Origin of the sequence: Psychrobacillus sp. FSL H8-0510, assembly GCF_038008345.1 — a bacterium.
In the GTDB taxonomy this organism is placed as follows: Bacteria; Bacillota; Bacilli; order Bacillales_A; family Planococcaceae; genus Psychrobacillus; species Psychrobacillus psychrotolerans.
On the sequence record NZ_JBBOYZ010000001.1, the window covers coordinates 2,344,975 to 2,368,422 of the forward strand.

The window sequence follows — 23,448 nt, forward strand, 5'->3', positions numbered from 1 at the left end:
TTAAGTGAAATAAAAATAAACCGACTACCTCAAATCTGGGCAGTCGGTCTTCATTCTTATTTAGAAAAAATAGATTTGATTTTAGAAAAAACGCCAACTTTAGGAAGGTCCATGGACATTAATGGTACCGATTCTCCTAAAATACGTCTCGCAATGTTACGGTATCCAAGGGCCGCTCTGTTAGAAGGATTCATAACAACCGGTTCACCTTTATTAGATGAAGTTATAACACTTTCATCATCCGCGATAATTCCCAACAGATCAATAGATAAGTGAGTGGTAATCTCATTTATATCCAGTGCATCACCTTGGTTCATCAGATGCTGACGAATTCGGTTGATGATTAACTTAGGAGGATCTATTGTGCCTTCTTGCTCTAATAAGCCAATAATACGATCCGCATCTCGTACAGCGGAAATTTCCGGTGTAGTGACTACGATTGCTTTATCTGCACCTGCAATGGCATTTTTATAGCCTTGTTCAATTCCAGCAGGGCAATCAATTAAGACATAATCATATTCGCGTTTTAACTCTAAAACAAGTTCTTTCATTTGTTCAGGATTAACAGCATTTTTGTCTACAGTTTGAGCTGCAGGAAGTAAATACAGTCTATCCTCGAAGCGTTTATCTTTCACAAGCGCTTGATGTATTTTACAACGTCCTTCGATAACATCTACTAAATCGTAGATAATTCTATTTTCCAGACCTAGCACTACATCCAAGTTACGTAAACCAATATCCGTATCCATTAAACAAACTTTTTTCCCTTGCAGGGCCAATGCAGTTCCAAGGTTAGCTGTTGTAGTCGTTTTACCGACCCCACCTTTACCTGAAGTTATAACGATTGCTTCTCCCACATTAGCTTCCTCCTTTAAATGTTGATAAATTTGGTCTTAACAGACGAAGATCTTGTAAACGATCAATTGCGATAGAACCATTTGTATGTAAATAAGCACATTCCATTTCAGGTTGCTCAGAAAGAACGGTCAACTCATCTGTCATCGTTTCAACCACACTATCGATGATTAAATGCGTTGCCTCTAGCCAAGATGCCGCTATAACTGCATCCTTGTTTCCAGATGAACCTGCATGAGCAATACCTTTAAGTCTTCCAAGGACAAAAATATTCCCACCTGCAACTACTCTACCATTGGGATTCACATCGCCAACAACTACTAAATCTCCCAAAGCAGTAATAACTTGTCCTGACCGAACAATACCTACATAAGTCTCTGACTGGTTTTCTAGTAATCTTCTATTACAATCTTCCACCGTCATAACTTCACTTTGAATTTTAGTCACACGCAGATGTTCTGTTTGCTGAACGCAAGAAATAATCTCTTTCGTCTGCTCATCGTTACAGTAACGATAACCTAAATGTAATAATACCTCCGCTTGACCTTCAAAACCTTCATCAGAAACCTTCTTCGCTAATTCATCTAAAAGCTCTGTATATGAACACTGATCGTCTAGGCGTAATACAAGGCCCTCTTTCGTTCCTTTGATAAATATTAACTGCTTCTTTGTCAATCAAGTCACCTCAGATTTACTGTTAAATCAACAAGCTATTTTTGAAGCAATAAAGCTTTTTGATTAAACCGATTTAGAAGAATATATTTAAATGCCCATCCGAACATCAATAAAAATACAGCATTTGCAATCATTGTAGGAATGAGATTATGTTGATAAAAATAAGTAAATGTCATCGTTTTAATACCGATGGACGTATAAAATAAGAATAATAACAACTCTACCCCTGCTACTAGAAGCAAGGTAAGAATAGTAGAAACCAACAGATGTTGGTGAATGTATTTAACTGTAAAGCTTGCGACTAAACACATGAGAGGATAAATAAAAGAATATAATCCAATAATATCAATGAAAAAGACATCATACAAGAGCCCAAAAAACAAACCATAAAGCATCGCTCGTTTTCTGTCATAATAAACGGCTACAAAAATCAGATATATAATGAGAAAACGTGGTACTAGTACATAAAAATCACTATTTAATTCAATTGGCGAAAAAAGACCAAAAATCGGTTCTAAATAGAATAATAGAACCGAAATGGCAATCACTAGAATACGAGTCATGAGCCGTCCCCTGCACCTTCTGTAAGATCAGCATCCGTATTTCCTCCGTCTGTACCATCTACATTAGTAATGGTGCGCTTAGAAACAATTACGTGATCTAAAATAGAGAAACTTGCAGCAGGTTTAACATACGCCAACTTAGTTAAGCCGTAATCATCCGTTGTGACTTCCGTAACTTCACCGATTAATATACCTTTCGGGAAAATTCCGCCTAAACCAGAAGTTGTTACTTTTTGACCTTTTTTCACTTCATACTCAGAATCAATTCTTTTTAGTATTAGTTCTTTACGTTTTTCATCATATCCTTCAATTAATCCAAAAACTTCTTTCCCTTCAGCAATTACAGCCGAAACTCGATAATTTGGATTTTGAGTAGACAAAAGTTCCACAGTAGATGTATAAGGTGTGGTCAAGGTTACTTTTCCAATTAACCCTTGAGCAGTCATCACAGCCATATTTACCTCTATCCCGTGAATCTCCCCTTTATCAATAATAATTTTTTCTTCCCATTGGTCGGGATTTCTAGCAATAACGGTTGCTTGGATAGGATTATACGCGCGAAGATCCTCTTCCTTATCAACAATTTTGCGTAGCTCATCATTTTCAAGACGTAGATCATTTACAGAAGCTTGAAGTGCTACATAATCTTCTAATCTTACTTTTAGTCGTTTATTTTCATCATATGTATTAAGTAAGGATTCTACATTATCAAATACACCCGTTATATATTGGGTCGGTTTGGAAAATATAGATTGTCCAAACCCGACCACATCTTTAATAACCTGTTCAGGTAAGGATGCATGATTTCGATCTCGCAAAGAAAAGCTGATGAGCGCCACAAGAAAAATCATCCCTACAAGCAGCAATATTAATCGCTTATTCGAAAAAAATTGTGGCATATCACACTTCTCCTTAGTGTTTTGTTTGTTGGCGTTTCAGTACATTCATATGATCTAACGCTTTCCCAGTACCAATTGCAACACAATCCAGTGGATTTTCTGCAATAAATACAGGTATATTCGTTTGATCGCTAATAACTTTGTCTAGATTTTTCAATAATGCTCCACCGCCAGTTAACATGATTCCGCGCTCCATTACGTCTGCAGATAATTCAGGTGGAGTTTGTTCTAATGTCTTCTTCACACCATCAATAATAGCGGAAATCGACTCACGTAATGCATTTGAAATTTCTTTAGAAGTAATTTCAATCGTTTTTGGCAGTCCAGTTACTAAATCACGTCCGCGAATATCCATTTTTTCTTCTTCATCGGATACTCTTGCAGAGCCAATTTCAATTTTAATTGCTTCTGCCGTACGTTCACCAATCGTTAAGTTATACGTTTTACGGATATATGCAGTAATGGCATGATCCATAGAATCTCCAGCAACGCGCACTGATTCACTTGTTACAATTCCACCAAGTGATATAACGGCAACCTCTGTCGTACCCCCACCTATATCAACGACCATACTACCAGTAGGTTCCCACACAGGTAAATTTGCTCCAATTGCAGCTGCAAAAGGCTCTTCTATTGTTAAAGCTTCTCGTGCACCAGCCTGCTTCGCAGCATCAATTACAGCACGTTGCTCTACAGAAGTAATACCAAATGGGACACAAATCATGACATTTGGTTTGCTCCATGACATTCCAGAAGCTTTCATCGCATTTTTCAAATAATACTCTATCATTGCAGAAGTTGTATCAAAATCCGCGATAACTCCATCCTTCATAGGACGAATTGCAACGATTGAACCAGGCGTACGACCGATCATATTTTTTGCATCGTTTCCTACTGCCACAATAGCTCCATTTTGTACATTTTTCGCTACAACCGATGGCTCTCTAAGTACAATACCTTTTCCTTTGATGAAAACTAGCGTATTCGCTGTCCCTAAATCTATTCCCAAATCTCTTGATCCAAATCCAAACACTATTATTTACTCCCTTTCTATCTCAAACAAGTTTTACTTCGTTGTCATAAAGTCATAACTCTCATTATAACTGATAGAACGGAAATTGCACAGTGTCACATATACCCTTTTTCTTTTAAGCTTATAAACTGGTGATCACCAATGATCACATGATCCAGGAGTTCAATGCCCATAAGTTGGCCTGCCTCAAATAGTCTTTTCGTCACATCAATATCTTCTGTGGACGGTGCTGTCAAATATCAATAGTAAAGTGGGAGAAATATTATGAAAGCAATCTCTTGGCTTTGACTACATGTCTTCAGAGTTAGCATAACTAAATTATAAAATTACCTTTTTTATGAAAGAATTAGTCAAAAAAGATAAGAAAAACTGTTTAACTTTATGGGGGCACTTCAAATGAGTGGTCGCCTTTTTATTTCGTTTACCCCTGTAAATTTAGTTTTCGGTGGGGATCATGTCGTTTTGCCTTTATTAGAACAGGAACTTGTACCAACTGGATGGATAAACGAAGTCTGGTCGTTCGCTGTAAAGATACTTCGCACTAGGAATTGTTGATTAACTAATTAATTTAGGTATTAACGATAGAAAACTACATTTCTGTATTTTTAACTTAAAATGATTTGTAAATCAAAAGAACTGGAGGTATAATTCGATTATACATATTCAAACATTTGAATATGTATAATCGAATTTGTCAAAGGAGGAAAATTGATTGTGGACAGATATACAACAATTTAAAGCTGATTTTTTTAAAGCCTTGGCACATCCACTAAGAATACGGATTCTTGAATTACTGTCAGAAGGAGAAAAGAGCGTTACAGAAATTCAAAGCACTCTTAATAGTGAAGGTTCCGCAGTTTCCCAACAACTAAGTGTATTACGCTCTAAAAATATTGTAGTTGGTATCAAAAATGGTAAACGAGTTGTTTATTCACTTCGCGACCCATCCATTATAAAACTTTTAATAGTTACACGAGAAATCTTCAATAATCATTTAATTGATACCCTTTCTATGTTAGAAGAATTAGATGAAGAAGATACACTTTCTAAATCATAGAATCGGAGTAATCAATGGAAATTTAAATAGATATAACTCCCTAAACAATCAATAATATACAATCAATTTACTATTTTAATCATTCATAGAAAAAGAAGGGGTATAATGAAAAGCTTTTTTACAGGAAGATTTGATGACTATTCAATACGGCATTTCCAAAAAGATCTTCTTTCAGGCGTTATTGTAGGGGTAATTGCTATACCATTAGCTATGGCATTTGCTATTGCATCAGGTGTGAAACCAGAATACGGGATTTACACAGCATGTATTGCTGGTATCTTAATTTCTTTATTTGGTGGATCGAAATATCAAATTGGAGGACCTACTGGTGCTTTCGTACCTATTCTTTTTGGGATTGTCATAGCTTATGGATATACAGATTTATTACTTGCTGGTTTTTTAGCCGGTATTATCTTGTGTTTAATGGCGATTTTTAAAATAGGTTCTTTGATTAAATTCATCCCTCGTCCTGTCACAATTGGTTTTACTTCAGGGATTGCCATTATTATTTTCACAGGGCAAATTGAAAATTTCTTTGGACTGACAGGGCTTGAAAAACATGAGAAGTTCATTGACAACATGAAGGAAATTATCTTTCATATTGATACAATGAATTTTTATAGTATAGGAATTGCCATATTGTGTCTTTTCGTCATTTTACTCACACCGAAATTATTGCCGAAAGTTCCTGGATCACTAATTGGTTTAATCGTAACAACAATAATAGCAACAGTATTCTTTTCAGGCAATATTTCAACTATAGGCTCCACCTTTGGAGAAATTCCAAGCCAACTCCCTCATTTTCGCTTTCCCGATATAACATGGGAAAGAATACAGCGTTTAATAGTACCTGCATTTGTAATTGCTATATTGGGAGGAATTGAATCTCTCTTATCCGCTGTAGTAGCAGATGGGATGACGAATAGTAAACACAATAGTAATCGTGAATTAATGGGCCAAGGAATTGCAAATATCATTACTCCTTTATTTGGAGGAATTCCAGCTACAGGTGCAATTGCACGAACAGCGACAAATATTAAATCTGGTGCTACTTCTCCTATGTCAGGGATTATTCATGGGATTTTTGTTTTATTAACCCTCTTAATATTAGCACCCTATGCTTCACTTATTCCGTTAGCTAGTATGGCGCCTGTTTTAATGATAGTGGCTTGGAATATGAGTGAAAGAAAACAGTTTCTTCATGTGTTGAAAATGAAAAGTGGCGATTCTCTTATTTTATTGGTTACATTTCTTTTAACTGTCTTCACCAGTATTACGATAGCAGTTATGGTTGGTCTCATCTTAGCTGTCGTTTTATTCGCAAAACGCATGAGTAATATGTTGGTTGTTTCCAAAGTGTTACCAGACCACACTCATAAGAATGAAATTGTTCAATCCCATGTAGTTAACGAAGCTCATAACTGCCCACAAATTAGCATTTATACAATTGAAGGGCCACTTTTTTTTGGTGCTGCACAAGTGTTTGAACAACGCATAATGGATACAATTCATTATGAACCTACTGTCTTGATTTTACGTATGGGGAAAGTACCGTTCATCGATTCGACAGGTGAAGCGAATTTGAAGAATATTGTCAATTATTATAAAAAACAAGGTGGAATTCTTGTGCTTTCAGGTATAGTTGATGATTTGAAAAAGTCATTGAAAAAGTCTGGTCTTTATGATGAAATTGGTGAAAAGTATATATTTAGTCGTACAGGCGAAGCCATTGACTATTCCATCTCAGAAATTAACCATAATAAATGTTTAGGATGTAAGCATTTCGCTTTTCATGAATGCAATCAACTTTCACATACAGGAAATCTCGATAAAAAGGAGTCTAAATTACTAGAAATATAAAAAATAAAAGATAACTAAAAAGGATGGATATAAAATGGGACTAAACAACGCACTCAAATTACATTTTAATATAACACCTAGTCAACTAATAAAAATCGCTATCAAGCGTAAAGAGGTTCAACTTTCTTCTGGTGGCGCGATAGTAGCGAAAACAGGTAAATATACAGGCCGTTCACCTAAAGATAAATTTATTGTTAAAGAACTTGCCTCTGAACTTGCAATTGATTGGAAAACAAATCAACAAATGACGTCAGCAAATTTTGATCTTCTTTTAAAGGATGTTTCTAATTATCTAGAAGAAAAAGAACTATTTGTATTTGATGGGTTCGCTGGAGCCGATCAAGCATATCGTCTACCTATTCGAATCATTAACGAGTATGCTTGGCATAATTTATTTGCTCATCAATTATTTATTCGTCCAACAAAAGAAGAGTTAGCTGTACACAAAGAAGATTTCACTGTAATCTGCGTTCCTAATTTTGAAGCTACACCTTCCATTCATGGAACAAATTCCGAAACTTTTATTGTGATTAATTTCGATAAAAAAATCGTATTGATTGGAGGAACACAGTACGCAGGAGAGATTAAAAAATCGATTTTTACTATAATGAATTATCTTTTACCAATTAATGATGTTCTTTCTATGCATTGTTCTGCAAATAAAGGATTAAATGAAGATGTTGCTTTATTTTTTGGTTTATCAGGTACGGGAAAGACCACTCTCTCAGCAGATGCTAATCGTATGTTAATTGGTGATGATGAACATGGTTGGTCAGACAAAGGTGTATTTAATATTGAAGGTGGTTGTTACGCAAAATGCATCAACTTATCAGAGGAAAAAGAACCAGAAATATTTCGCGCGATTACTTATGGATCTGTTTTAGAAAATGTCATAATCGATCCTCATACACATTTGGCAGATTATAATGATTGTAGTTTAACAGAAAACACACGAGCAGCTTATCCGATCCATAACATTCCGCATGCTCTTAATCCGAGTACGGCAGGACATCCAAATGTTATTTTCTTTTTAACAGCAGATGCGTTCGGTGTTTTACCACCCATTTCTAAATTATCAAAAGAACATGCCATGTATTATTTTCTTTCAGGTTATACCAGTAAATTAGCTGGAACTGAAAGGGGCATAACAGAACCAGAAGCAACATTTTCAACCTGTTTTGGTGCACCATTCTTGCCATTATCACCTAGAGTTTATGCTGAAATGCTTCGAGAGAAAATTCGGAAACATGACGTGGATGTTTATTTAATTAATACAGGTTGGTCAGGAGGCCCTTATGGAATAGGCGAACGTATTTCCCTTTCCCATACTCGAGCGATGGTTACAGCAGCTATTGAAGGTCAATTAGCACATACAGAATTTGAAATGGAACGGAGTTTTGGTCTTAACATACCTAAAAGTTGTCCTAATGTACCATCTGAAATTCTTAACCCCCGCAATACATGGAAAGATAAAGAGGCTTATGATATCCAAGCAACAAAATTAACAAATCTATTTCGGGAAAATTTCGAGAAGTTTTTATAAAAATCATAAAATAAAGGGTAAGTGGAGAAAAACGAGTCGTTTTTCTCCACTTACTTTTGTATATTTTGATTTTTCCCCAAGGGAATGTTATCTATCCAGTAACATTAGCTGTAGTCTAACCATAGAAGATCTTCGGGAATGCCTTGCTCCATATTTAACAGAGTGCTTTTCTTGTTTTAATTTGCAATGTACTATTTTATCTTATTCAACAAGACCTCTAAAACAACTTGCCATGTAATTTTTGAACTTGATCCCTTAATTGTTTGTTTTCTTCTTCTAGTGCCTTTATTCGGATTTTTAATGTCTTAATTAAACTATCTTCTGAACGAAGGTTTTTACTCTGTTTACGGGGAACTAATTCACTTATTTGCATCCCTCTTAATGTCTCTATTCTAGTTCTAATGTCTTTTTGTTTGTACAGCCATGACTTTGAAACACTTGCTTTTTGTGCAACGGAATTAAAATTAATCTTCTCTTTTTTCAGTGCCATCTCTGAAATTGTCTTTTCAACCCTAATTCTTGTCTTCTCCGACTTTTCTTTGGATAGTTGAATTATGGCAGTTGTGTTACTCTTTCTAGTCATCTTAATTCGTCTCCTTTAACGAATGAATAATTTGCTCTAATCTATTTTTAACACGTTCGTTAGTTTCAACCTGACGCTGCCATTGGTTCTGTTTAGCCCTATTTAATATTTCTTTAGTTCGGTCTAAGTGCTCTTCATGTTCATTTAGAAATTGTTTACTTGTACAGAAGTTCGTACAATCTAAACAAGCATTTGCGTGAGGACACGGTCCCGCAATTACTGGTAAACGACAATAGCCATTAGGAAGTGCTTGTGCATTGATATTTTTTTTAAACCATTGAAGATCTGTATTGTCAGCTTCAGTATTTTCTTCGGTTAAATCCAGAATGCTACCGCTATTCGTCACCAAAGTTTCCTTAAACTTTATGAACTCTTTCTTTAGAGTTTCATCAAAAATATGGGCATATCTTGCAGTCATTTCTGGTGATTCATGCCCTAAGAATTTTTGAACAATATGCTGTGGCACTCCGTTGTTTATCATTCTAGTGCCAACTGTATGCCGAAAGGCATGAGCATGAAATCGGAAAATCTCTCCTTTATTATCCTTTATCTTTTCTTCATAAGCTAATTTATTTAATTTAACTCTAAAGGTATCTTGCTTCAATGGAGAACCATCTTTCCGTGGAAATACATATACACATCCATCGTCAAGTTCATAAGCCACTCTTTGCTCTTGAACCAATATCAATGCAGCAATTTCTTTAGAAATAGGAATGGTATGTTCTTTCTTCATTTTCCACTGATAATACTTTAAAAAGCAATCCCCTTCTTTATCTGTTATGACACTCCCTTTTTTCAATGTACAAAGTTCACCGATACGCATTCCGCATTCTTGAAGTACCATAACCATTGCAGCCATATAAGGTTCCAATTTATCCAATTTAACATTTAATTGTTCAAGGACATGTTCATCTATATAACGTGGTTGTGCCTTCGGCACTTTAGGATAATCTTCTCGAAAGATAAGGATTTGGGAAGGCGAATCCTTCCAATCAAACCTTTGAAGTGTAGAGAAAAAAACTTCTAAAGTAGATATTCGTCCAGTCGCAGTACTAGGTTTTAAACCTTTTAAATTAATTTCATTTAAATATTGCTCAACTTCATTCCTAGTTAATTGATGAATCCTTCGTATGCCTTCACAATTTGTATTTATAAAATTAAAAAACTCTCTTAATTTTGACGCCATATCAACTACATGGGAAAAGCTACGTGTATTTAACATTAACTTACAATATCGCTTGACGATTTCTTTAAAATAATCATTTTCAAAACCCTTGAAATTGATTGTATATTCGTAGGACGTTGGATTTATCTTATCTTCCGGCAATGAAAGTTTTCTTAGATCCCAAACATCTTTATCCCATTCTTCACCATCAAAATAGAAATCCTCATAGAACTCCATAAACTGTTTTAAATTAGTAACGTAGTAGGAGTTCGCTTGCACAGAAATTTTATTTTGATTTATATCAAGCTTGTAATTTTTAGTCGTAGATTTTATTCCTTGTTCTACTAAGTAAGTTCGGTATTCCGTCAAAGCTTTTACTATAGGTACTTCAGTTATAGAGGTAATATCGGGATATTTTAAATTTAAAAACCCCAACATTCGACTTATCACTGTTCCTTTTCTAATCCAAACAGTTTTTGCACTCCAAGTTCCATTATTTAAGAGAACATAATAAAAGTATTTTAATTCTGTTTTTAACCAGATGTTTTCTACTTTATCAAAATTTACCCAACGATTTCTTAACGAAGGATTCTTACTTAACTCTATCGCACTAGGATGTGGGCAAATTCTTATATCCCATCTATCTGCTGCCCAAAACCCTTGTAAGACACTAGTCATATCCGCTATTTTTTTATTAATCTCTGTGTTAGTGACGAGCTTTCGATTTGTTGCAACGCTTGGAAATTTCATTTTTTATGTTTCTCTCCCTTGGAGATACGCTTTATATTCATTTTTCATATCTTGATCAGAAAGATGAACGTATGTATCAAGTGTTGTTTGTACATGTGCATGACCTAACCTTTTTTGTACGTAAGCAGCATCCCATCCACTTCTAATGAGTTCTGTGGCATGCGTATGACGCAACATATGGGCAGTGAAGGTAATCCCTGTCCGTTTCACCAATCGCCTTATAAGATCTAATACACTTTGATATTTTAGAGGTTTCCCAAAATAAGATTCTTTGAGATTTATAAATATATAATCATGCTCCAAATCTTCCCCATATTCATGAACTAAATAATCGGTGTATAAAGCCATTAATTCCTTGCTAACATCGATTGTTCGTTCTTTTCTAAGCTTAATATAAGCCCCATTTTCGTTGTGATCTCTTGGCATGATATTAATCTGATTATCCCAAGTAGAAATATCTTCGATACGAAGGGATAATACCTCTCCTACCCGAAGTCCTCCTTCATACATAAGCATAATAAGTAACTTATCCCTTTTTGTATGACACGCATCGATTATTGCTTTAACTTGTTCGTGTTCTAATACTTGTACAAGTTTCTTTTTGACCCTAAGCTTTAAAATATTTTTTTGATAAGATTTACCTTTAGAAATATGGTGAAGAAACCCCTTGAAATTTCTTCCCCTCGCTTCTTTAGTCATATCTATAGCTTTAAAATCTCCTGTACGATTTAAATACTCTAAGAAACTAGTTACAGCATTAAGTATGGCATTAACAGATGTTTCTTCTCTTTTAGCCTTCTTTGGTTGTAAATCTATTACCTTTACCTCCCCCGTTGGATTTCTTAACCATCCCACAAAGTTTGACATTTCCTCGAATTTCAAATCTTCTAATCTAATTCCTCTTTGGCTCATAAATTCATAAAACAGCTTGAGATGATAACAATATGTTTTAATCGTATTTGGCGCTTTCCCCGTATTATCCAAGTACTTTATATATCTCTTAACCGGTTCTACCACTTCAAAATTTTTGTCTAATAGTATGTATAATGGATATGATTTTTCCTCAACAACTACTTTTTGAACTTTCATTTCTCCACCACCTTTAAATACCTTAACTCCTATAAATAATACCTATATTTATTCATTAGTTAAAGTATTGAATTAAAAAAATCCTAAACTTTAAGTACTTAGAGTACTCTAGTTTAGGATACTATGTTTATGGGATTACCAGAGGGATGATTATGTGCGCAAATTATCGAGGCAGCTGAACGTTTTACAGCTTCGCGGAAGATTTCCCTCGGGTGCACAATAGAGGCATTAAGTGAGCCGATAAATATTGTTTGTTTATGAAGGATTTGATTTTTGACATTAAGGAAAAGTGCTACGAAATGCTCTTGGTTCAATGAGGTCATATCTGCCATTAAGTAGGTAGCAGCGTCTTTCGGGGATCGTATAGTAAACTTGTCGTCTGTCTTTTGTTGAGATAGACGTTTACCAAGTTCGACTGCCGCAAGTAGTTGGACAGCTTTAGCTTGGCCAATACCTTTAACAGCAGTTATTTCTTCGATGGAAGCATTTTTTAATTCTTGGATTTGTTCAAAATAATTGAGGACACGATTGGCGAGGTGAAGAACCGATTCCTGCTTCGTTCCGGTACGAAGCAGGATTGCGATCAATTCTTGGTTAGACAAACTGGAAGCGCCTTGTCTAACTAGTCTTTCTCTAGGACGATCAGATACATGAACATCACGTATCATCAAAGAAGGTGGTAATTTAGTATTCATGTATTCACCACACGCTCCACTTCTATCAAGCGTAGTGACAATAACGCTCTAAACAAGCGACTGATCGGAAGTCCAATGACATTATTATAATCTCCCTGGATACTTTCAACGAACAATCCACCCATCGTTTGAATTCCATACCCCCCTGCTTTATCTAAAGAATCTCCCGTTGCCACATAAGCATCTATTTGATCTTCAGAGAGTTCAAAAAACTTTACAGAAGTAGTTTCAGCAAAGCTTACAGAAATATTTCCCCCATAAATAGCAACCCCTGTTGTCACTTGATGGGTATTTCCAGATAGTTTTTGAAGAAAGGTTTTTGCTTCCGCATTATCTTTCGGTTTCATCAAAAACTCATTTTCAAAGCTTACAATTGTATCCGCAGCTATGACAATTGCGCTGGGATTCTCCTTTAGGATTGCAGTTGTTTTGCTAATGGCGATATTCCTAGCCACTTCTTCTACCGAAAGATTTTTTTCCACTATTTCCACCGCTCCTGAAGCTATCACTTCAAATGGAATGCCGAATTTAGCAAAAAGCTCCTTTCTCCTAGGTGACTCACTAGCTAAAATAAAATGGTGATCAGATGTTAGTTTCATTTTATATTCCCCCTTTTCAATAGCATACAAAACTATTGAAAAAATGGAAATTGTGTATAAAAAACAGCAATTCAATTCTTCCCCTAAAAAGGCATTAAAAATTCAATTTTATGCAATTGTTCGTCGAAGCATAATGGGAAAAAACATGCATTCTCAGAATAGATGGAGAGTCCGAAAACGCTGATATAGCTTGCACTATCTCCATTAAATCAGCTGGATAATCTTCTTTTTTAGCAATAGACTCAAAGAAATTTTTAGTCAAATTCTCTTGTTGTATTAAATCTATCACTTTTTTCACTTTAGGATCATCACACGTATTCGTTGAAACATACAAACTTTTCACAAAGGTAGGCAGCACCTCTGCTTCTTGCGTCGGTATCGTCGTAACATACAAATCACTCCACACAAAAAACTCATTCCCTACCTGAAAAACACTTGCTTTAGCAAGAGAGGGCTGAGAACCGATGAAGGACATCGCGCTATCTTTGGAAGTGAACATGCCATATTGTTTCGCTTGAAACGGAAGAGATTTCCCCTCTACTTCACTTGTGGCCTCCACCTTATCTTTCTCATCGGTTGGAGTCGTAATTTTGACTTCTTCACTTTTTACTTTCTTATCATTCGCTAAGTTTAATATTAATCCGAACAATAGTACTCCAACAACGCCAATGATCAACCCTTGCACCCCTGCTAGTATTACTTTTTTTCGCGTATTACTGCGTCTACCAATTGGCATAGAATCACCTCTTTTTCATAACCTTATCACGAAGATTATAAAAAAAGACGAGACCCATGTCGGCTCGTCCAAAAAAGTTATCGAGTTAAAAAAACAAATTCACATACCAATCGACAAGCGACTCACCATAAAAATAAGCAATAATAGCGGCTATCGCTATCGATGGTCCAAATGGAATCGGTGTTTTTCTACCTTGTTTCGTTCGTCTCAAAGAAATAACACCAATAACCGTACCGATAATAGAAGCAAGGAATAGAGTTAGTAAAGTCGGAACCCACCCTAACACCAAACCAATAACAAAGAATAACTTAATATCTCCTCCGCCCATGCCACCTTTAGACACAATCGCAATGAGTAATAAAACCCCAAACCCAACAACCGCACCAACAATACTATCCCACCAAGGACTAAGTGGTTCAAATACTCGCAACACGATTAAAGGAATTAAAAAGAATAATAGAATTTTATCCGGAATAAGCATATACGCAATATCTGACACTGTAATAATAACTAAAAGAGAAATAAATAATAGCGCAACTACTAACTCCAATGTGAAGCCTAGCTGATAATAAGCAAAAGCAAATAATAGTCCAGTGGCTAGTTCCATTACTGGATACACCCAATGTATCTTCGTCCCACACCCGCGGCACTTTCCTTTTAAAAATACATAGGAAAAGACAGGCACCAAGTCTTTAACCGTCAAATTACGATCACAAACCGTACAATGGGAAGGTGGCCGAACAATCGATTCTCCTTTTGGAACGCGTAATCCTACTACGTTAAAGAAAGAACCGAAAACTAGTCCGTATATGAAAAATAAAAAAATATAGATAATTGTCATTGTAATTCCCCATCATTCCAGTTCTTCATGATAAAACGTAGTAAGCTGTATTATAGCTTCCAGGTCATCGGATGCTTCCTTTTCCAATAGTTGATCCTCTCCAGGAGCAGACAAAGTAATCTGATCAACCCGGTATATACGTTGTAAATTTTCGATTTCTTCTACAAATAAAACTAGTTGATCATAGTTTTTAGCCAATATAGATATATTGAATGTTATTAATTTTAAATTTTCCGGTAGACCTACTTCTGAGACAGGAGAAACAGGCGGTTCTTCCGACATTCCATTAGTATCTTCTTCAGTCGTTCTACCTGTTGTTTCTTCAGTTGACTCACCTGTTGTTTCACTACCGCTTTGCGTTTCAGTATCTCCATCTCCTTCAGGAGTTTCAGGTAATAACTGAGCATCTTCAAGTGTCCCATCATAATTATTAAACTCAACAGAAACTATTTTAGAATCACTAATCAATTCTATTTCTTCCATTGAACGAATGAGTTCATTTAATTCCCGAGTCAATGGAACTTGCGTTTTTAAATAGAATGTATTCTCCGTTGCATTATCGTTTAATTGAGTAGAGGAATACTCTTCCTTCAAAGAAGCAACCTCTCCATGTAAAACTTCTACACTTAATTCTTTTGAAACTTTTTCACTTTTTAATGGCTGTAGGATAAAATAGTAAACTGCCCCTAACAGAACTATCACTAGAGTGGTTATTAATATATATGCCGTTTTTTTATCATTAACTAAATCATTCATGGAGTAACACCTCCATTTTCTAAATAAGATTGATCAATATTCAAATTTATGATTGCTGAATAGCGAGGTATAATCTCAAACTTTTTTTCTTCACTCTCCGAAGAATTAGACAAATCAAAATTAGTGACACTTTCCACTTTTACATCTGAAAAATAATTACTTACTAATAATTTATCAACGAATTTAGACAAACTTGTCATTGTTTCAACATCTACTGAAATAAGTATAGTTTGGTTCACAAATTCAAATTGACGTAAGTAAGTATGTTTTTCCAATAACGTATTCACTTCAATCAGTAAAGGACTCACTGGTTTAGATACACTTTCAGCGAAAGTGACAGAAGTCTGCAAATCACCTTGCCCAGACATATTTATCTCATTGACAAGTTGCGTTAAATCTTCTTTCTCTGCAACAGTATAGGTTTCTTCGGCTGTAAGAGTTTCTATATCTCCTTTAACAGAAAAATACTGTATAAATAGCAATAGTATTACTGTAATAAGTAAAACTAAACTAATAGCTAAAATTAAAATAAAATTGGACTTTTGGCGTTCCCTTTTAGGCAATAAATTTATTTCTGGAACCATCATTATGCCTCCCTATATACTAGTCCAATAAGTGGAATATGCTTAGATTTCAAATTAGGATGATATATTTGAACTTGAGAATCATCTATATATCTTACCGGGGTATCAAAATTCGCTTTCATTTCATAAGCGATATAATTCATTTCTGGCGAATCACCCAAAGTAATGATTTCGTCTACCGCTCTTTCACCTTTATATAAAGAGAAACGATAAAAATTCAGAATTCGATCAATCTCAGCAATTTGATCAATCAATTGGGCATGGTACTCTTCCAAGTCCCCATCATACCTAAAAGTAATTTCATCACTGTCATTTTTGCTCTGCCATTTTTCATTAAATGTATCGATAGATTGATAACGAAGAAATTCTACTTTTCCTCCTGTATAAATACTAATAGATACACCAGAAATGGTCCATTCTGAAATTAAATAACTCATTTTTTCTTCTAGACCGATGGTGTTCTCTAAAAAACGAATCGTAGCTAATGATCGAACATCTGCAGTAGTTGGTTCCAAATGCAAATCATCTAATAAACCAGCAATTTTATTTACTTCTTCAGATGGTGCAGCAAAAAGAATCGCTTCTCCGTCATTTGGATTACTATCAAATACATCTATAAGGGGCTGAGAGAAAGGTAAATGAATAGTTTGACCTAACTCCATCTCCACAAACCCTTTTAACTTAGCAGAATTTACATCAGAAGGATGCTCAAATGTTTTCAGCATAACTGTACTGTCTGGAACAAAAAACCGCACATTATAACGCTTAATATCCCATTCTTGTATACATGTCTTCATCATTTCATATAAAGCCATTTCATCTATTAATATATCATTTTCAAAAATACCTTTATTTAAAGGGTACTCGTAAACATCAGCTTGTTCAATATCTGGGCTAGCCATTACTAGTGCTCTTACTATGTATTCATTTAAATCTAAGGCTACGTAGCGCTTTGCTTTCTTTTTAAACATTTCTTCTCCCCCAGCTGTAATTAGTTTTATGGTTCAGGAAATGAAGTACTCATTTACTCAAAGATAAAACTAAGAGACTACAGCAGCGTTGTGCTGCTGTAGTGACTGTAAATATTCTTTTCTAATTTAAGGTTTCGGTATAGTTTTATTACCAGTTTCACTACCCTTTTGTTTATCATCATTAACCATTTTAAGAGTTGAACTACTAAAAGTGACAGTTTTACCATTAGAATAATTAATCGGGGATGTAGTTATAGTACTCGGACTAGCTTTTGCAACTGTAGCAGTCGTCGGTATACTACCAGGTGATTCTAAATAGTTATACTCGACTAGTTTTGCTACAGTGATTGGATTTGGGTCTCCATCTTTAGGTCCGTCGGTATAATATAACTGAGCAGCACTTAAAACATTAGTAGCATCTGCTTTCACTGCATTATATTTGCTGTTTTCAATAATATTCCCAATCGCTGGTACAGCAATAGCAGCTACAATAGCTAAGATTACGATTACAGCTAATAGCTCGATTAGTGTTAGACCTTTTTGATTTTTTAATAATTGCTTCATTTTTTTCATATAATTAGCTCCTTTATTTGTCATTTCATTTAGTTCATTCATTTCGTTCAGCATGAATTTTTTCACCTCCTTCAAGTGGAAATTTATTAAAAACCTATTAAATTTGTTCGTACATACTAAACATTGGTATCATTATCGCCATTACTATCGTTCCTACAATTCCAGCTAAGAACACAATCATCAGCGGCTCGATTAATGATTTGAGCGTATCAACAGTACGATCTACGTCATCCTCGTAAAAGTCAGCTATTTTTTCAAGCATATAGTCAAGTGACCCAGTAGATTCGCCAATTGAAGTCATTTGCGTAACCAAAGGTGGAAAGATCCAACTCTTTGCAAGTGGTGCCGATAATGTGCTCCCTTGTTCAAGACTAGCCCTCGATTCTCTTACTACTTTACCCACGACTGGATTACCAATAACTTTTTCAACAATAGTTAATGCTTGCAAGATAGGTACTGAACTACTGAAAAGAGAGGAAAGAGTTCTGGTCATTCGCGCGATCGCTGACTTTTGAAGCAACTTTCCAAATACGGGTAGCTTCAGCAACAATAAATGGATAGAATAGTTGAATTTCTCATTTCTTTTAAATAAAAAGTTAAAGATAATAGCAACAATTAAGAAGAATGCCAAAAATATATACCAGGATGATTGTAATGATTCACTAATCGCCATTACCATTTTAGTAATAAGAGGTAATTCTGCTCCCATATCATCGAACATGGAAACAAACTGGGGAACAATTGTTAGCATTAAAAATATCGAGACGACCATAGTTAAAAAAAGCAAAACTAATGGATATGCCATAGTAGACTGAACTTTTTTCTGCAAATTAAATTGTTTTTCATAAGAGAATGCTAATCGTTCTAGCGATTCATCTAGATTACCAGTAGCCTCACCAGCACGAATCATATTCACAAATAAAGCAGGGAAAACTTTTGGATTCTTAGATGCTGCATCTGAAAAGGAGACACCTGAACGTACATCCTCCTCTACAGACTGCAGTCCCTTTTTTAAAGGCTTACTAGAAGTCTGCTCAGCTAATATTTTAGTAGATTCTAAAATAGAAACGCCAGCTCTTATAAGAGTAGCAAATTGTCTACTATATATAACAAAATCTTGGTTTCGTACTTTCCCACCAATAGATAACTCTTTGTGAAGAATACTCTTAGACTCTTCTATTTCCCTCGGATTTATGCCTTGTGTACGCAGCCTAGTAATAGCCATCTGTTTGTTCGTAGCATCAACAATACCCTTTTTAACAGTTCCTCTTGATGTTCTACCTATATATTTATAAACCACCATTAGTAGTCACCTACATTCATATATGGTTTAGCAACTTCTAAAGAAATTTTGCCTGTTGTTATTAATTGTTGGATAGATGAATCTAGTGTATGCATACCGAGAGAACGACTAGTTTGCATAACATTTTGGATTTGATGTACCTTTTCATTACGAATAAGATTCGCGACAGATGGTGTTTGCAGAAGAATTTCGGTTGCAGCTACACGACCTGTTTCGTCTTTACTAATGAATAATCGTTGCGAAATGATTCCTTGCAGTACGTTCGCTAGCTGTATCCTTATTTGACCTTGTTGATGTGGGGGAAACACATCAATTATTCTATCTATAGTAGTAGGTGCACTGCTAGTATGGAGAGTTGCCATCACTAAATGCCCTGTCTCTGCAGCAGTAATTGCAGTAGAAATTGTTTCTAAATCCCGCATTTCACCTACTAAAATAACATCAGGGTCTTGTCTTAAAGCAGCTCTTAATCCATTCGAAAAACTTTTGGTATCAGAACCTACTTCCCTCTGATTAACAATTGATTTTTTATGTGTATGTACATATTCAATCGGATCTTCTAACGTAATAATATGCCTAGAAGTAGTTGAATTAATATAATCTATCATTGAAGCTAGCGTAGTAGATTTACCAGAACCAGTCGGGCCTGTTACTAATATAAGCCCTTGGGGTTTGTCCGCAAGTGCATAAAGTACATTAGGCATTCCCAATGCCTCTAAAGATGGAATTCTATATTCGATCATTCTTATAGCAATGGCTACATTGTTTTGTTGCCGGTATGCATTAATGCGGAATCGACATAGTTCAGGTAAAGCATAACTAAAATCAATTTCTCCCTTTAATTCAAACTCTTCCATCTCTTTAGGAGTTAGTAACTCTCCCAACATTCTAATCGTATCCTTTTCTGTTAATATATTAGCTCCATAGGATTTTAGACTTCCATTTATACGAAAAACTGGCGTTATTCCTACTGTTAAATGAAGATCTGAAGCCTTATCATGTAAGGTCTTTTCTAGTAATTGAATGATACTGAATTCCATCTAACTCACCTCATTTAACTGTAGCTACACGAAGGACTTCTTCTGTTGTTGTAAACCCTTGTTTCACCTTCAACAGACCATCTTCTAGTAAACTTAAATACCCCGTATCTTTCATATGATCTTGTAATAGTGAAGGACTTTTTCCAGTAAGGATTATATCTTTAACAAATTCATCAACTTTTAGTACTTCATGGATTGCAAGTCTTCCACGGTATCCTGTATTGTTACAGGCTGGACAACCTCTTCCGCGCCGGACTTTTTCCACTGTCATACCATGTTGAGAAAAGATCTCTATTTCCCGCTCGTTTGGTTTAACATATTCTCCGCAATCCCTACAAACGTTTCTTACTAATCGTTGCGCCACTATGCCTACCAATGATGATGAAAGTAAAAATGGTTCAATCCCCATATCCCTCAATCTAGATACCGACTCCACAGCACTATTAGTATGAAGAGTACTTAATACTAAATGCCCCGTCAAAGAAGCTCTTACAGCAATTTGAGCGGTTTCTAAATCTCGTATTTCTCCTACCATTACTATATCTGGATCTTGCCGCAATATTGAACGAAGCCCTACTGCGAAAGTTAGATCAACCTCTTCTCGTACTTGGATTTGGTTGATGCCTTCCAATTGGTACTCAACAGGATCTTCCACAGTGATGATATTAACATTTTCGTTATTCAGCTTATTTAAAGCTGCATAGAGAGTGGAGGATTTCCCAGATCCCGTCGGTCCTGTTAGTAAGACAATTCCGTTGGGATGTTCAATCATATTAGTAAATGCAGTTAAATTTTTATCATTAAAACCTAATTTACTTAAATCATTTAAAGCATTGCCTATATCAAGAATACGCATAACAACTTTCTCACCATAAATAGTTGGTAAAGTAGAAAGTCTAATATCTATGGCTCTCATATTTACTGTTATTTTAATTCGTCCATCTTGTGGTATTCTACTTTCTGTAATGTTTAGATTACCCATAATTTTAATACGAGCCAATATTACATTTTGCATATATTTGGGAAGAGCCCTCTCCGTTTTTAACATACCGTCTACACGATATCTAACTTTCAACTCAGTCTCTTGCGGATCAAAATGAATATCACTTGAACGTTGTGCCACGCCATTTACAATTATTTGATTTACTAAGCGAACTATCGGTGAATCTTCATCTGTAATTTGATTATCATTTTCTATTTCAGTCGGCGTCATATCTATTAGTGCTTGATCCATTGATTCTTGTAAATCATAGTATTTTGTGATAGTTCGATATAAATCATCTTTTGCAGCGATACTTGTCTCTATTTGACATCCTGTAGCCATACGCACTTCTTCAATAGCAAAATAGTCCATAGGATCTGCCATTGCAATTAATAATCTATTCTTATTTTTTTTCAAAGGCATGATGTTAGTGCGTTTAGCTAACTCTTTAGGGACAAGTTGTATTAACTCTGGATCAATCGAGTGCTGATTGAGATTTACATGGGGAATTCCTAATTGGAATTCCAGGACTTCGATTAATTGTTGCTCAGTTAGTAAATTTTCACTTATTAAATAATCACCCAGTTTTTCACCTCTATTTTTACTATCTAGCGCATGGGTCAGCTGTTCTGTAGAAATAACATTAGATTCTACTAATAAGTCTCCTAATAATTTCCGAGTTTTGTTTCTCATATTCCCACCTCAAAACTTTCACCCTTTTTATTCTGGTACAATTATATTTCCAGCCTTATCATAATAACTTCCAGGAGGAAAACTATCTAAATCCTCGACCTCAGATTTCACCTCATTTGGACTTCCTGATTCAGTATTAACAGAAGGGTCAAGATTATCTTGCTCTGTCTTGTTCATATCAACCAACCCGTCACCATTTAAATCTGTTCCTTCCACTAAATCTGTATCAGATACTTTCGAATACGATTCGAGTGATTTCATCACAATTCTGTGTGTGGGAGGATAATAATCACGGCTAATCTCTTCTCGCTCTTCAAATGGTCCTTTTTTTTCAGAGATAGTTCTAATGACTGTAACTCTCAGGCCAGGCTTACCTTCTTGTATTAGTTCTTCTTGTCCAACTTTCATATCCGCAGAATATCGATATATTGTTCTTGGATTTATAATTTCCTTTTCTACCACTTCATATATTGCTTTTACTTCTGAAGGAATTGAATATAACTCAACTAAAAGATCAGGTCCCTTCATATTCAATTTCATTATTACTGGAGAAACATTGTTATTTAGAAATATAAAATCTTTCGATCCGTCTAATTCTACATTCACCTCAACCCCTGGTTCTAGATAGGTAGGTATAATACCTTGTGAATGCCTTTCAATGATTTGAAAGTTTGTGCTCAACACCGTGCTATATAATGCTGAAGCAATAAAATCAACCGTTTTGTCATTATAGGCTATATTACTGTCGTTCAAAAAATTGTTGAAAGATATCTCTCCTCCAGAATAAAGAACTGTTTCATCCAAAACCTCAATTATTTGAGGCAAACCTATTAAATCTGCTGACGCGGGTACTAAACTAAAAGCCAACCGCTCAGATTCAAGTATTGAAGCATCTAAAATTACAGATTCGATAGGCTCCTTTGATAAGTTCTCAGCAGCTATCTTAATATTATTCAGCGTTTCTTCTAAATTTAAATGAGAACTCTTTTGAAGCTCATGTTTTAAATCTTCCTGTAAATTCACAATCAAAGACATCTGAACTAATGGTTCTGATTCCCAAAAAGCAAACCATGGTTTATTTGTCCGATAAAGATACTCTTCTACCGTGCCTTTCACATCAAACTCAAACCATTCTGATGATAAAATTATATCCGTTCCATTCCCAATAATATGTATTGAATCTTGTTGCCAATTCTCGATTTCTGAATTCAATAAATCTATAATTTCTTCCTTCTTTAAGTCTTCCACTATAATTCCAGCAATACTGGAATTTACATTTTCACTATTGGCGCTCACTTGTTGAAGTGATTGTGTAAGTTGATAAGTCCCTAAATATACTAATACTAGCATTAAAACAACTAGCACAAAAGTCTTATAAATAAATTTCAAATTTTCACTTCCTTAAAATCAATAAATATAATACGTTTCAATTAATTCTAATAATAGTCCTAAATCTCCAAATTTACCTCACAAAAATTATGATAACTTAAAAATAAATATAATGCACAAGACTAAAGTATCATCTTTTAAAATTCAGTTAATATAAAAGTATTATTTGAAAATTTTCTATTGTTTCTATATGATGAATCTAATACTAATCTCA

Annotated in this window: 23 protein-coding genes and 2 pseudogenes; 4 read left to right on the plus strand and 21 right to left on the minus strand. The window is 35.1% G+C overall.

Annotated elements, in window-relative coordinates; all coding sequences use genetic code 11:
- Nucleotides 1-56: 56 nt before the first annotated feature.
- The 6 genes and pseudogenes from minD to MHI40_RS11905 all read right to left on the minus strand — a co-directional run.
- Nucleotides 57-857 (minus strand): septum site-determining protein MinD, encoded by an 801-nt coding sequence (gene minD / locus MHI40_RS11880; protein WP_340762815.1) that lies wholly within the window; start codon nucleotides 855-857, stop codon nucleotides 57-59.
- 1 nt (nucleotide 858) lies between these two features.
- Nucleotides 859-1,530: a septum site-determining protein MinC gene (gene minC / locus MHI40_RS11885; protein WP_093537011.1), complete on the minus strand. Its 672-nt coding sequence runs from the start codon at nucleotides 1,528-1,530 to the stop codon at nucleotides 859-861.
- 35 nt (nucleotides 1,531-1,565) lie between these two features.
- Nucleotides 1,566-2,093 (minus strand): rod shape-determining protein MreD, encoded by a 528-nt coding sequence (gene mreD, locus MHI40_RS11890; RefSeq protein WP_340762817.1) that lies wholly within the window; start codon nucleotides 2,091-2,093, stop codon nucleotides 1,566-1,568.
- Nucleotides 2,090-2,992 carry a rod shape-determining protein MreC gene (gene mreC, locus MHI40_RS11895; RefSeq protein ID WP_093537009.1) on the minus strand — a complete coding sequence of 301 codons (903 nt, stop codon included), beginning with the start codon at nucleotides 2,990-2,992 and terminating at the stop codon, nucleotides 2,090-2,092. The genes mreD and mreC overlap by 4 nt, the downstream gene beginning before the upstream one ends.
- A 13-nt stretch (nucleotides 2,993-3,005) precedes the next feature.
- Nucleotides 3,006-4,025: a rod shape-determining protein gene (locus tag MHI40_RS11900; protein ID WP_093537008.1), complete on the minus strand. Its 1,020-nt coding sequence runs from the start codon at nucleotides 4,023-4,025 to the stop codon at nucleotides 3,006-3,008.
- Between the two features lie 95 nt (nucleotides 4,026-4,120).
- Nucleotides 4,121-4,255 (minus strand): annotated as a pseudogene (locus MHI40_RS11905) (JAB domain-containing protein); the annotation flags it as partial.
- 166 nt (nucleotides 4,256-4,421) lie between these two features.
- On the opposite strand from MHI40_RS11905, the gene MHI40_RS11910 reads away from it, so the two are divergent.
- The 4 genes from MHI40_RS11910 (at nucleotide 4,422) to pckA (ending at nucleotide 8,485) form a co-directional block, all read left to right on the plus strand.
- Nucleotides 4,422-4,580 (plus strand): hypothetical protein, encoded by a 159-nt coding sequence (locus MHI40_RS11910; RefSeq protein WP_340764609.1) that lies wholly within the window; start codon nucleotides 4,422-4,424, stop codon nucleotides 4,578-4,580.
- Nucleotides 4,581-4,737: 157 nt separating this feature from the next.
- Nucleotides 4,738-5,082, plus strand: coding sequence for an ArsR/SmtB family transcription factor (locus MHI40_RS11915; RefSeq protein WP_340758911.1), 345 nt, complete (start codon nucleotides 4,738-4,740; stop codon nucleotides 5,080-5,082).
- A 105-nt stretch (nucleotides 5,083-5,187) separates the two neighbouring features.
- Nucleotides 5,188-6,942, plus strand: a complete 1,755-nt coding sequence (locus MHI40_RS11920) for a SulP family inorganic anion transporter (RefSeq protein WP_340758912.1) — start codon at nucleotides 5,188-5,190, stop codon at nucleotides 6,940-6,942.
- Between the two features lie 34 nt (nucleotides 6,943-6,976).
- Nucleotides 6,977-8,485, plus strand: coding sequence for a phosphoenolpyruvate carboxykinase (ATP) (gene pckA / locus MHI40_RS11925; RefSeq protein WP_340758913.1), 1,509 nt, complete (start codon nucleotides 6,977-6,979; stop codon nucleotides 8,483-8,485).
- A gap of 217 nt (nucleotides 8,486-8,702) precedes the next feature.
- Here the strand turns inward: pckA and MHI40_RS11930 are convergent, their stop codons facing one another.
- The 15 genes and pseudogenes from MHI40_RS11930 to MHI40_RS12000 form a co-directional block, all read right to left on the minus strand.
- A complete protein-coding gene (locus tag MHI40_RS11930; protein ID WP_340758914.1) occupies nucleotides 8,703-9,068 on the minus strand; it encodes a DUF6262 family protein in 366 nt (121 codons plus the stop codon).
- Between the two features lies 1 nt (nucleotide 9,069).
- Nucleotides 9,070-10,983 (minus strand): tyrosine-type recombinase/integrase, encoded by a 1,914-nt coding sequence (locus MHI40_RS11935; protein WP_340761468.1) that lies wholly within the window; start codon nucleotides 10,981-10,983, stop codon nucleotides 9,070-9,072.
- 3 nt (nucleotides 10,984-10,986) lie between these two features.
- Nucleotides 10,987-12,072 (minus strand): tyrosine-type recombinase/integrase, encoded by a 1,086-nt coding sequence (locus tag MHI40_RS11940; protein WP_340758916.1) that lies wholly within the window; start codon nucleotides 12,070-12,072, stop codon nucleotides 10,987-10,989.
- A 131-nt stretch (nucleotides 12,073-12,203) separates the two neighbouring features.
- Nucleotides 12,204-12,740 (minus strand): annotated as a pseudogene (gene radC, locus MHI40_RS11945) (RadC family protein); the annotation flags it as partial.
- A gap of 23 nt (nucleotides 12,741-12,763) precedes the next feature.
- Nucleotides 12,764-13,366, minus strand: a complete 603-nt coding sequence (locus MHI40_RS11950; RefSeq protein WP_093537006.1) for a Maf family protein — start codon at nucleotides 13,364-13,366, stop codon at nucleotides 12,764-12,766.
- 94 nt (nucleotides 13,367-13,460) lie between these two features.
- Nucleotides 13,461-14,102, minus strand: a complete 642-nt coding sequence (locus MHI40_RS11955; protein ID WP_340762820.1) for a hypothetical protein — start codon at nucleotides 14,100-14,102, stop codon at nucleotides 13,461-13,463.
- An 85-nt stretch (nucleotides 14,103-14,187) separates the two neighbouring features.
- Nucleotides 14,188-14,943: a prepilin peptidase gene (locus tag MHI40_RS11960; RefSeq protein WP_340762821.1), complete on the minus strand. Its 756-nt coding sequence runs from the start codon at nucleotides 14,941-14,943 to the stop codon at nucleotides 14,188-14,190.
- Nucleotides 14,944-14,955: 12 nt separating this feature from the next.
- On the minus strand, nucleotides 14,956-15,699 hold the full coding sequence (locus tag MHI40_RS11965) for a hypothetical protein (protein WP_340762823.1): 744 nt from the start codon (nucleotides 15,697-15,699) through the stop codon (nucleotides 14,956-14,958).
- Complete coding sequence (locus tag MHI40_RS11970) at nucleotides 15,696-16,286, minus strand: hypothetical protein (protein WP_340762824.1); 591 nt, start codon at nucleotides 16,284-16,286, stop codon at nucleotides 15,696-15,698. The genes MHI40_RS11965 and MHI40_RS11970 overlap by 4 nt, the downstream gene beginning before the upstream one ends.
- Entirely contained in the window at nucleotides 16,286-17,254 is a 969-nt protein-coding gene (gene pilM, locus MHI40_RS11975; protein ID WP_340762825.1) for a type IV pilus biogenesis protein PilM, read from the minus strand. Before pilM ends, MHI40_RS11970 begins: the two co-directional genes overlap by 1 nt.
- A 126-nt stretch (nucleotides 17,255-17,380) precedes the next feature.
- A complete protein-coding gene (locus MHI40_RS11980; protein ID WP_340762826.1) occupies nucleotides 17,381-17,881 on the minus strand; it encodes a prepilin-type N-terminal cleavage/methylation domain-containing protein in 501 nt (166 codons plus the stop codon).
- Between the two features lie 43 nt (nucleotides 17,882-17,924).
- Nucleotides 17,925-19,130, minus strand: a complete 1,206-nt coding sequence (locus tag MHI40_RS11985; protein WP_340762827.1) for a type II secretion system F family protein — start codon at nucleotides 19,128-19,130, stop codon at nucleotides 17,925-17,927.
- Nucleotides 19,130-20,170, minus strand: a complete 1,041-nt coding sequence (locus tag MHI40_RS11990) for a type IV pilus twitching motility protein PilT (protein ID WP_340762828.1) — start codon at nucleotides 20,168-20,170, stop codon at nucleotides 19,130-19,132. Before MHI40_RS11990 ends, MHI40_RS11985 begins: the two co-directional genes overlap by 1 nt.
- Nucleotides 20,171-20,180: 10 nt before the next feature.
- Nucleotides 20,181-21,845, minus strand: a complete 1,665-nt coding sequence (locus tag MHI40_RS11995) for a GspE/PulE family protein (RefSeq protein ID WP_340762829.1) — start codon at nucleotides 21,843-21,845, stop codon at nucleotides 20,181-20,183.
- A 27-nt stretch (nucleotides 21,846-21,872) separates the two neighbouring features.
- Complete coding sequence (locus tag MHI40_RS12000) at nucleotides 21,873-23,234, minus strand: G5 domain-containing protein (RefSeq protein WP_340762830.1); 1,362 nt, start codon at nucleotides 23,232-23,234, stop codon at nucleotides 21,873-21,875.
- Nucleotides 23,235-23,448: the final 214 nt, after the last annotated feature.

What these genes read in the sequence shown, in the direction of transcription:
- mreD (WP_340762817.1), bottom strand. Translation starts at nt 2,093, where the DNA reads ATGACTCGTATTCTAGTGATTGCCATTTCGGTTCTATTATTCTATTTA.
- mreC (WP_093537009.1), bottom strand. Translation starts at nt 2,992, where the DNA reads ATGCCACAATTTTTTTCGAATAAGCGATTAATATTGCTGCTTGTAGGG.
- MHI40_RS11910 (WP_340764609.1), top strand. Translation starts at nt 4,422, where the DNA reads ATGAGTGGTCGCCTTTTTATTTCGTTTACCCCTGTAAATTTAGTTTTC.
- MHI40_RS11920 (WP_340758912.1), top strand. Translation starts at nt 5,188, where the DNA reads ATGAAAAGCTTTTTTACAGGAAGATTTGATGACTATTCAATACGGCAT.
- pckA (WP_340758913.1), top strand. Translation starts at nt 6,977, where the DNA reads ATGGGACTAAACAACGCACTCAAATTACATTTTAATATAACACCTAGT.
- MHI40_RS11930 (WP_340758914.1), bottom strand. Translation starts at nt 9,068, where the DNA reads ATGACTAGAAAGAGTAACACAACTGCCATAATTCAACTATCCAAAGAA.
- MHI40_RS11935 (WP_340761468.1), bottom strand. Translation starts at nt 10,983, where the DNA reads ATGAAATTTCCAAGCGTTGCAACAAATCGAAAGCTCGTCACTAACACA.
- MHI40_RS11940 (WP_340758916.1), bottom strand. Translation starts at nt 12,072, where the DNA reads ATGAAAGTTCAAAAAGTAGTTGTTGAGGAAAAATCATATCCATTATAC.
- MHI40_RS11950 (WP_093537006.1), bottom strand. Translation starts at nt 13,366, where the DNA reads ATGAAACTAACATCTGATCACCATTTTATTTTAGCTAGTGAGTCACCT.
- MHI40_RS11955 (WP_340762820.1), bottom strand. Translation starts at nt 14,102, where the DNA reads ATGCCAATTGGTAGACGCAGTAATACGCGAAAAAAAGTAATACTAGCA.
- MHI40_RS11960 (WP_340762821.1), bottom strand. Translation starts at nt 14,943, where the DNA reads ATGACAATTATCTATATTTTTTTATTTTTCATATACGGACTAGTTTTC.
- MHI40_RS11965 (WP_340762823.1), bottom strand. Translation starts at nt 15,699, where the DNA reads ATGAATGATTTAGTTAATGATAAAAAAACGGCATATATATTAATAACC.
- MHI40_RS11970 (WP_340762824.1), bottom strand. Translation starts at nt 16,286, where the DNA reads ATGATGGTTCCAGAAATAAATTTATTGCCTAAAAGGGAACGCCAAAAG.
- pilM (WP_340762825.1), bottom strand. Translation starts at nt 17,254, where the DNA reads ATGTTTAAAAAGAAAGCAAAGCGCTACGTAGCCTTAGATTTAAATGAA.
- MHI40_RS11980 (WP_340762826.1), bottom strand. Translation starts at nt 17,881, where the DNA reads ATGCTGAACGAAATGAATGAACTAAATGAAATGACAAATAAAGGAGCT.
- MHI40_RS11985 (WP_340762827.1), bottom strand. Translation starts at nt 19,130, where the DNA reads ATGGTGGTTTATAAATATATAGGTAGAACATCAAGAGGAACTGTTAAA.
- MHI40_RS11990 (WP_340762828.1), bottom strand. Translation starts at nt 20,170, where the DNA reads ATGGAATTCAGTATCATTCAATTACTAGAAAAGACCTTACATGATAAG.
- MHI40_RS11995 (WP_340762829.1), bottom strand. Translation starts at nt 21,845, where the DNA reads ATGAGAAACAAAACTCGGAAATTATTAGGAGACTTATTAGTAGAATCT.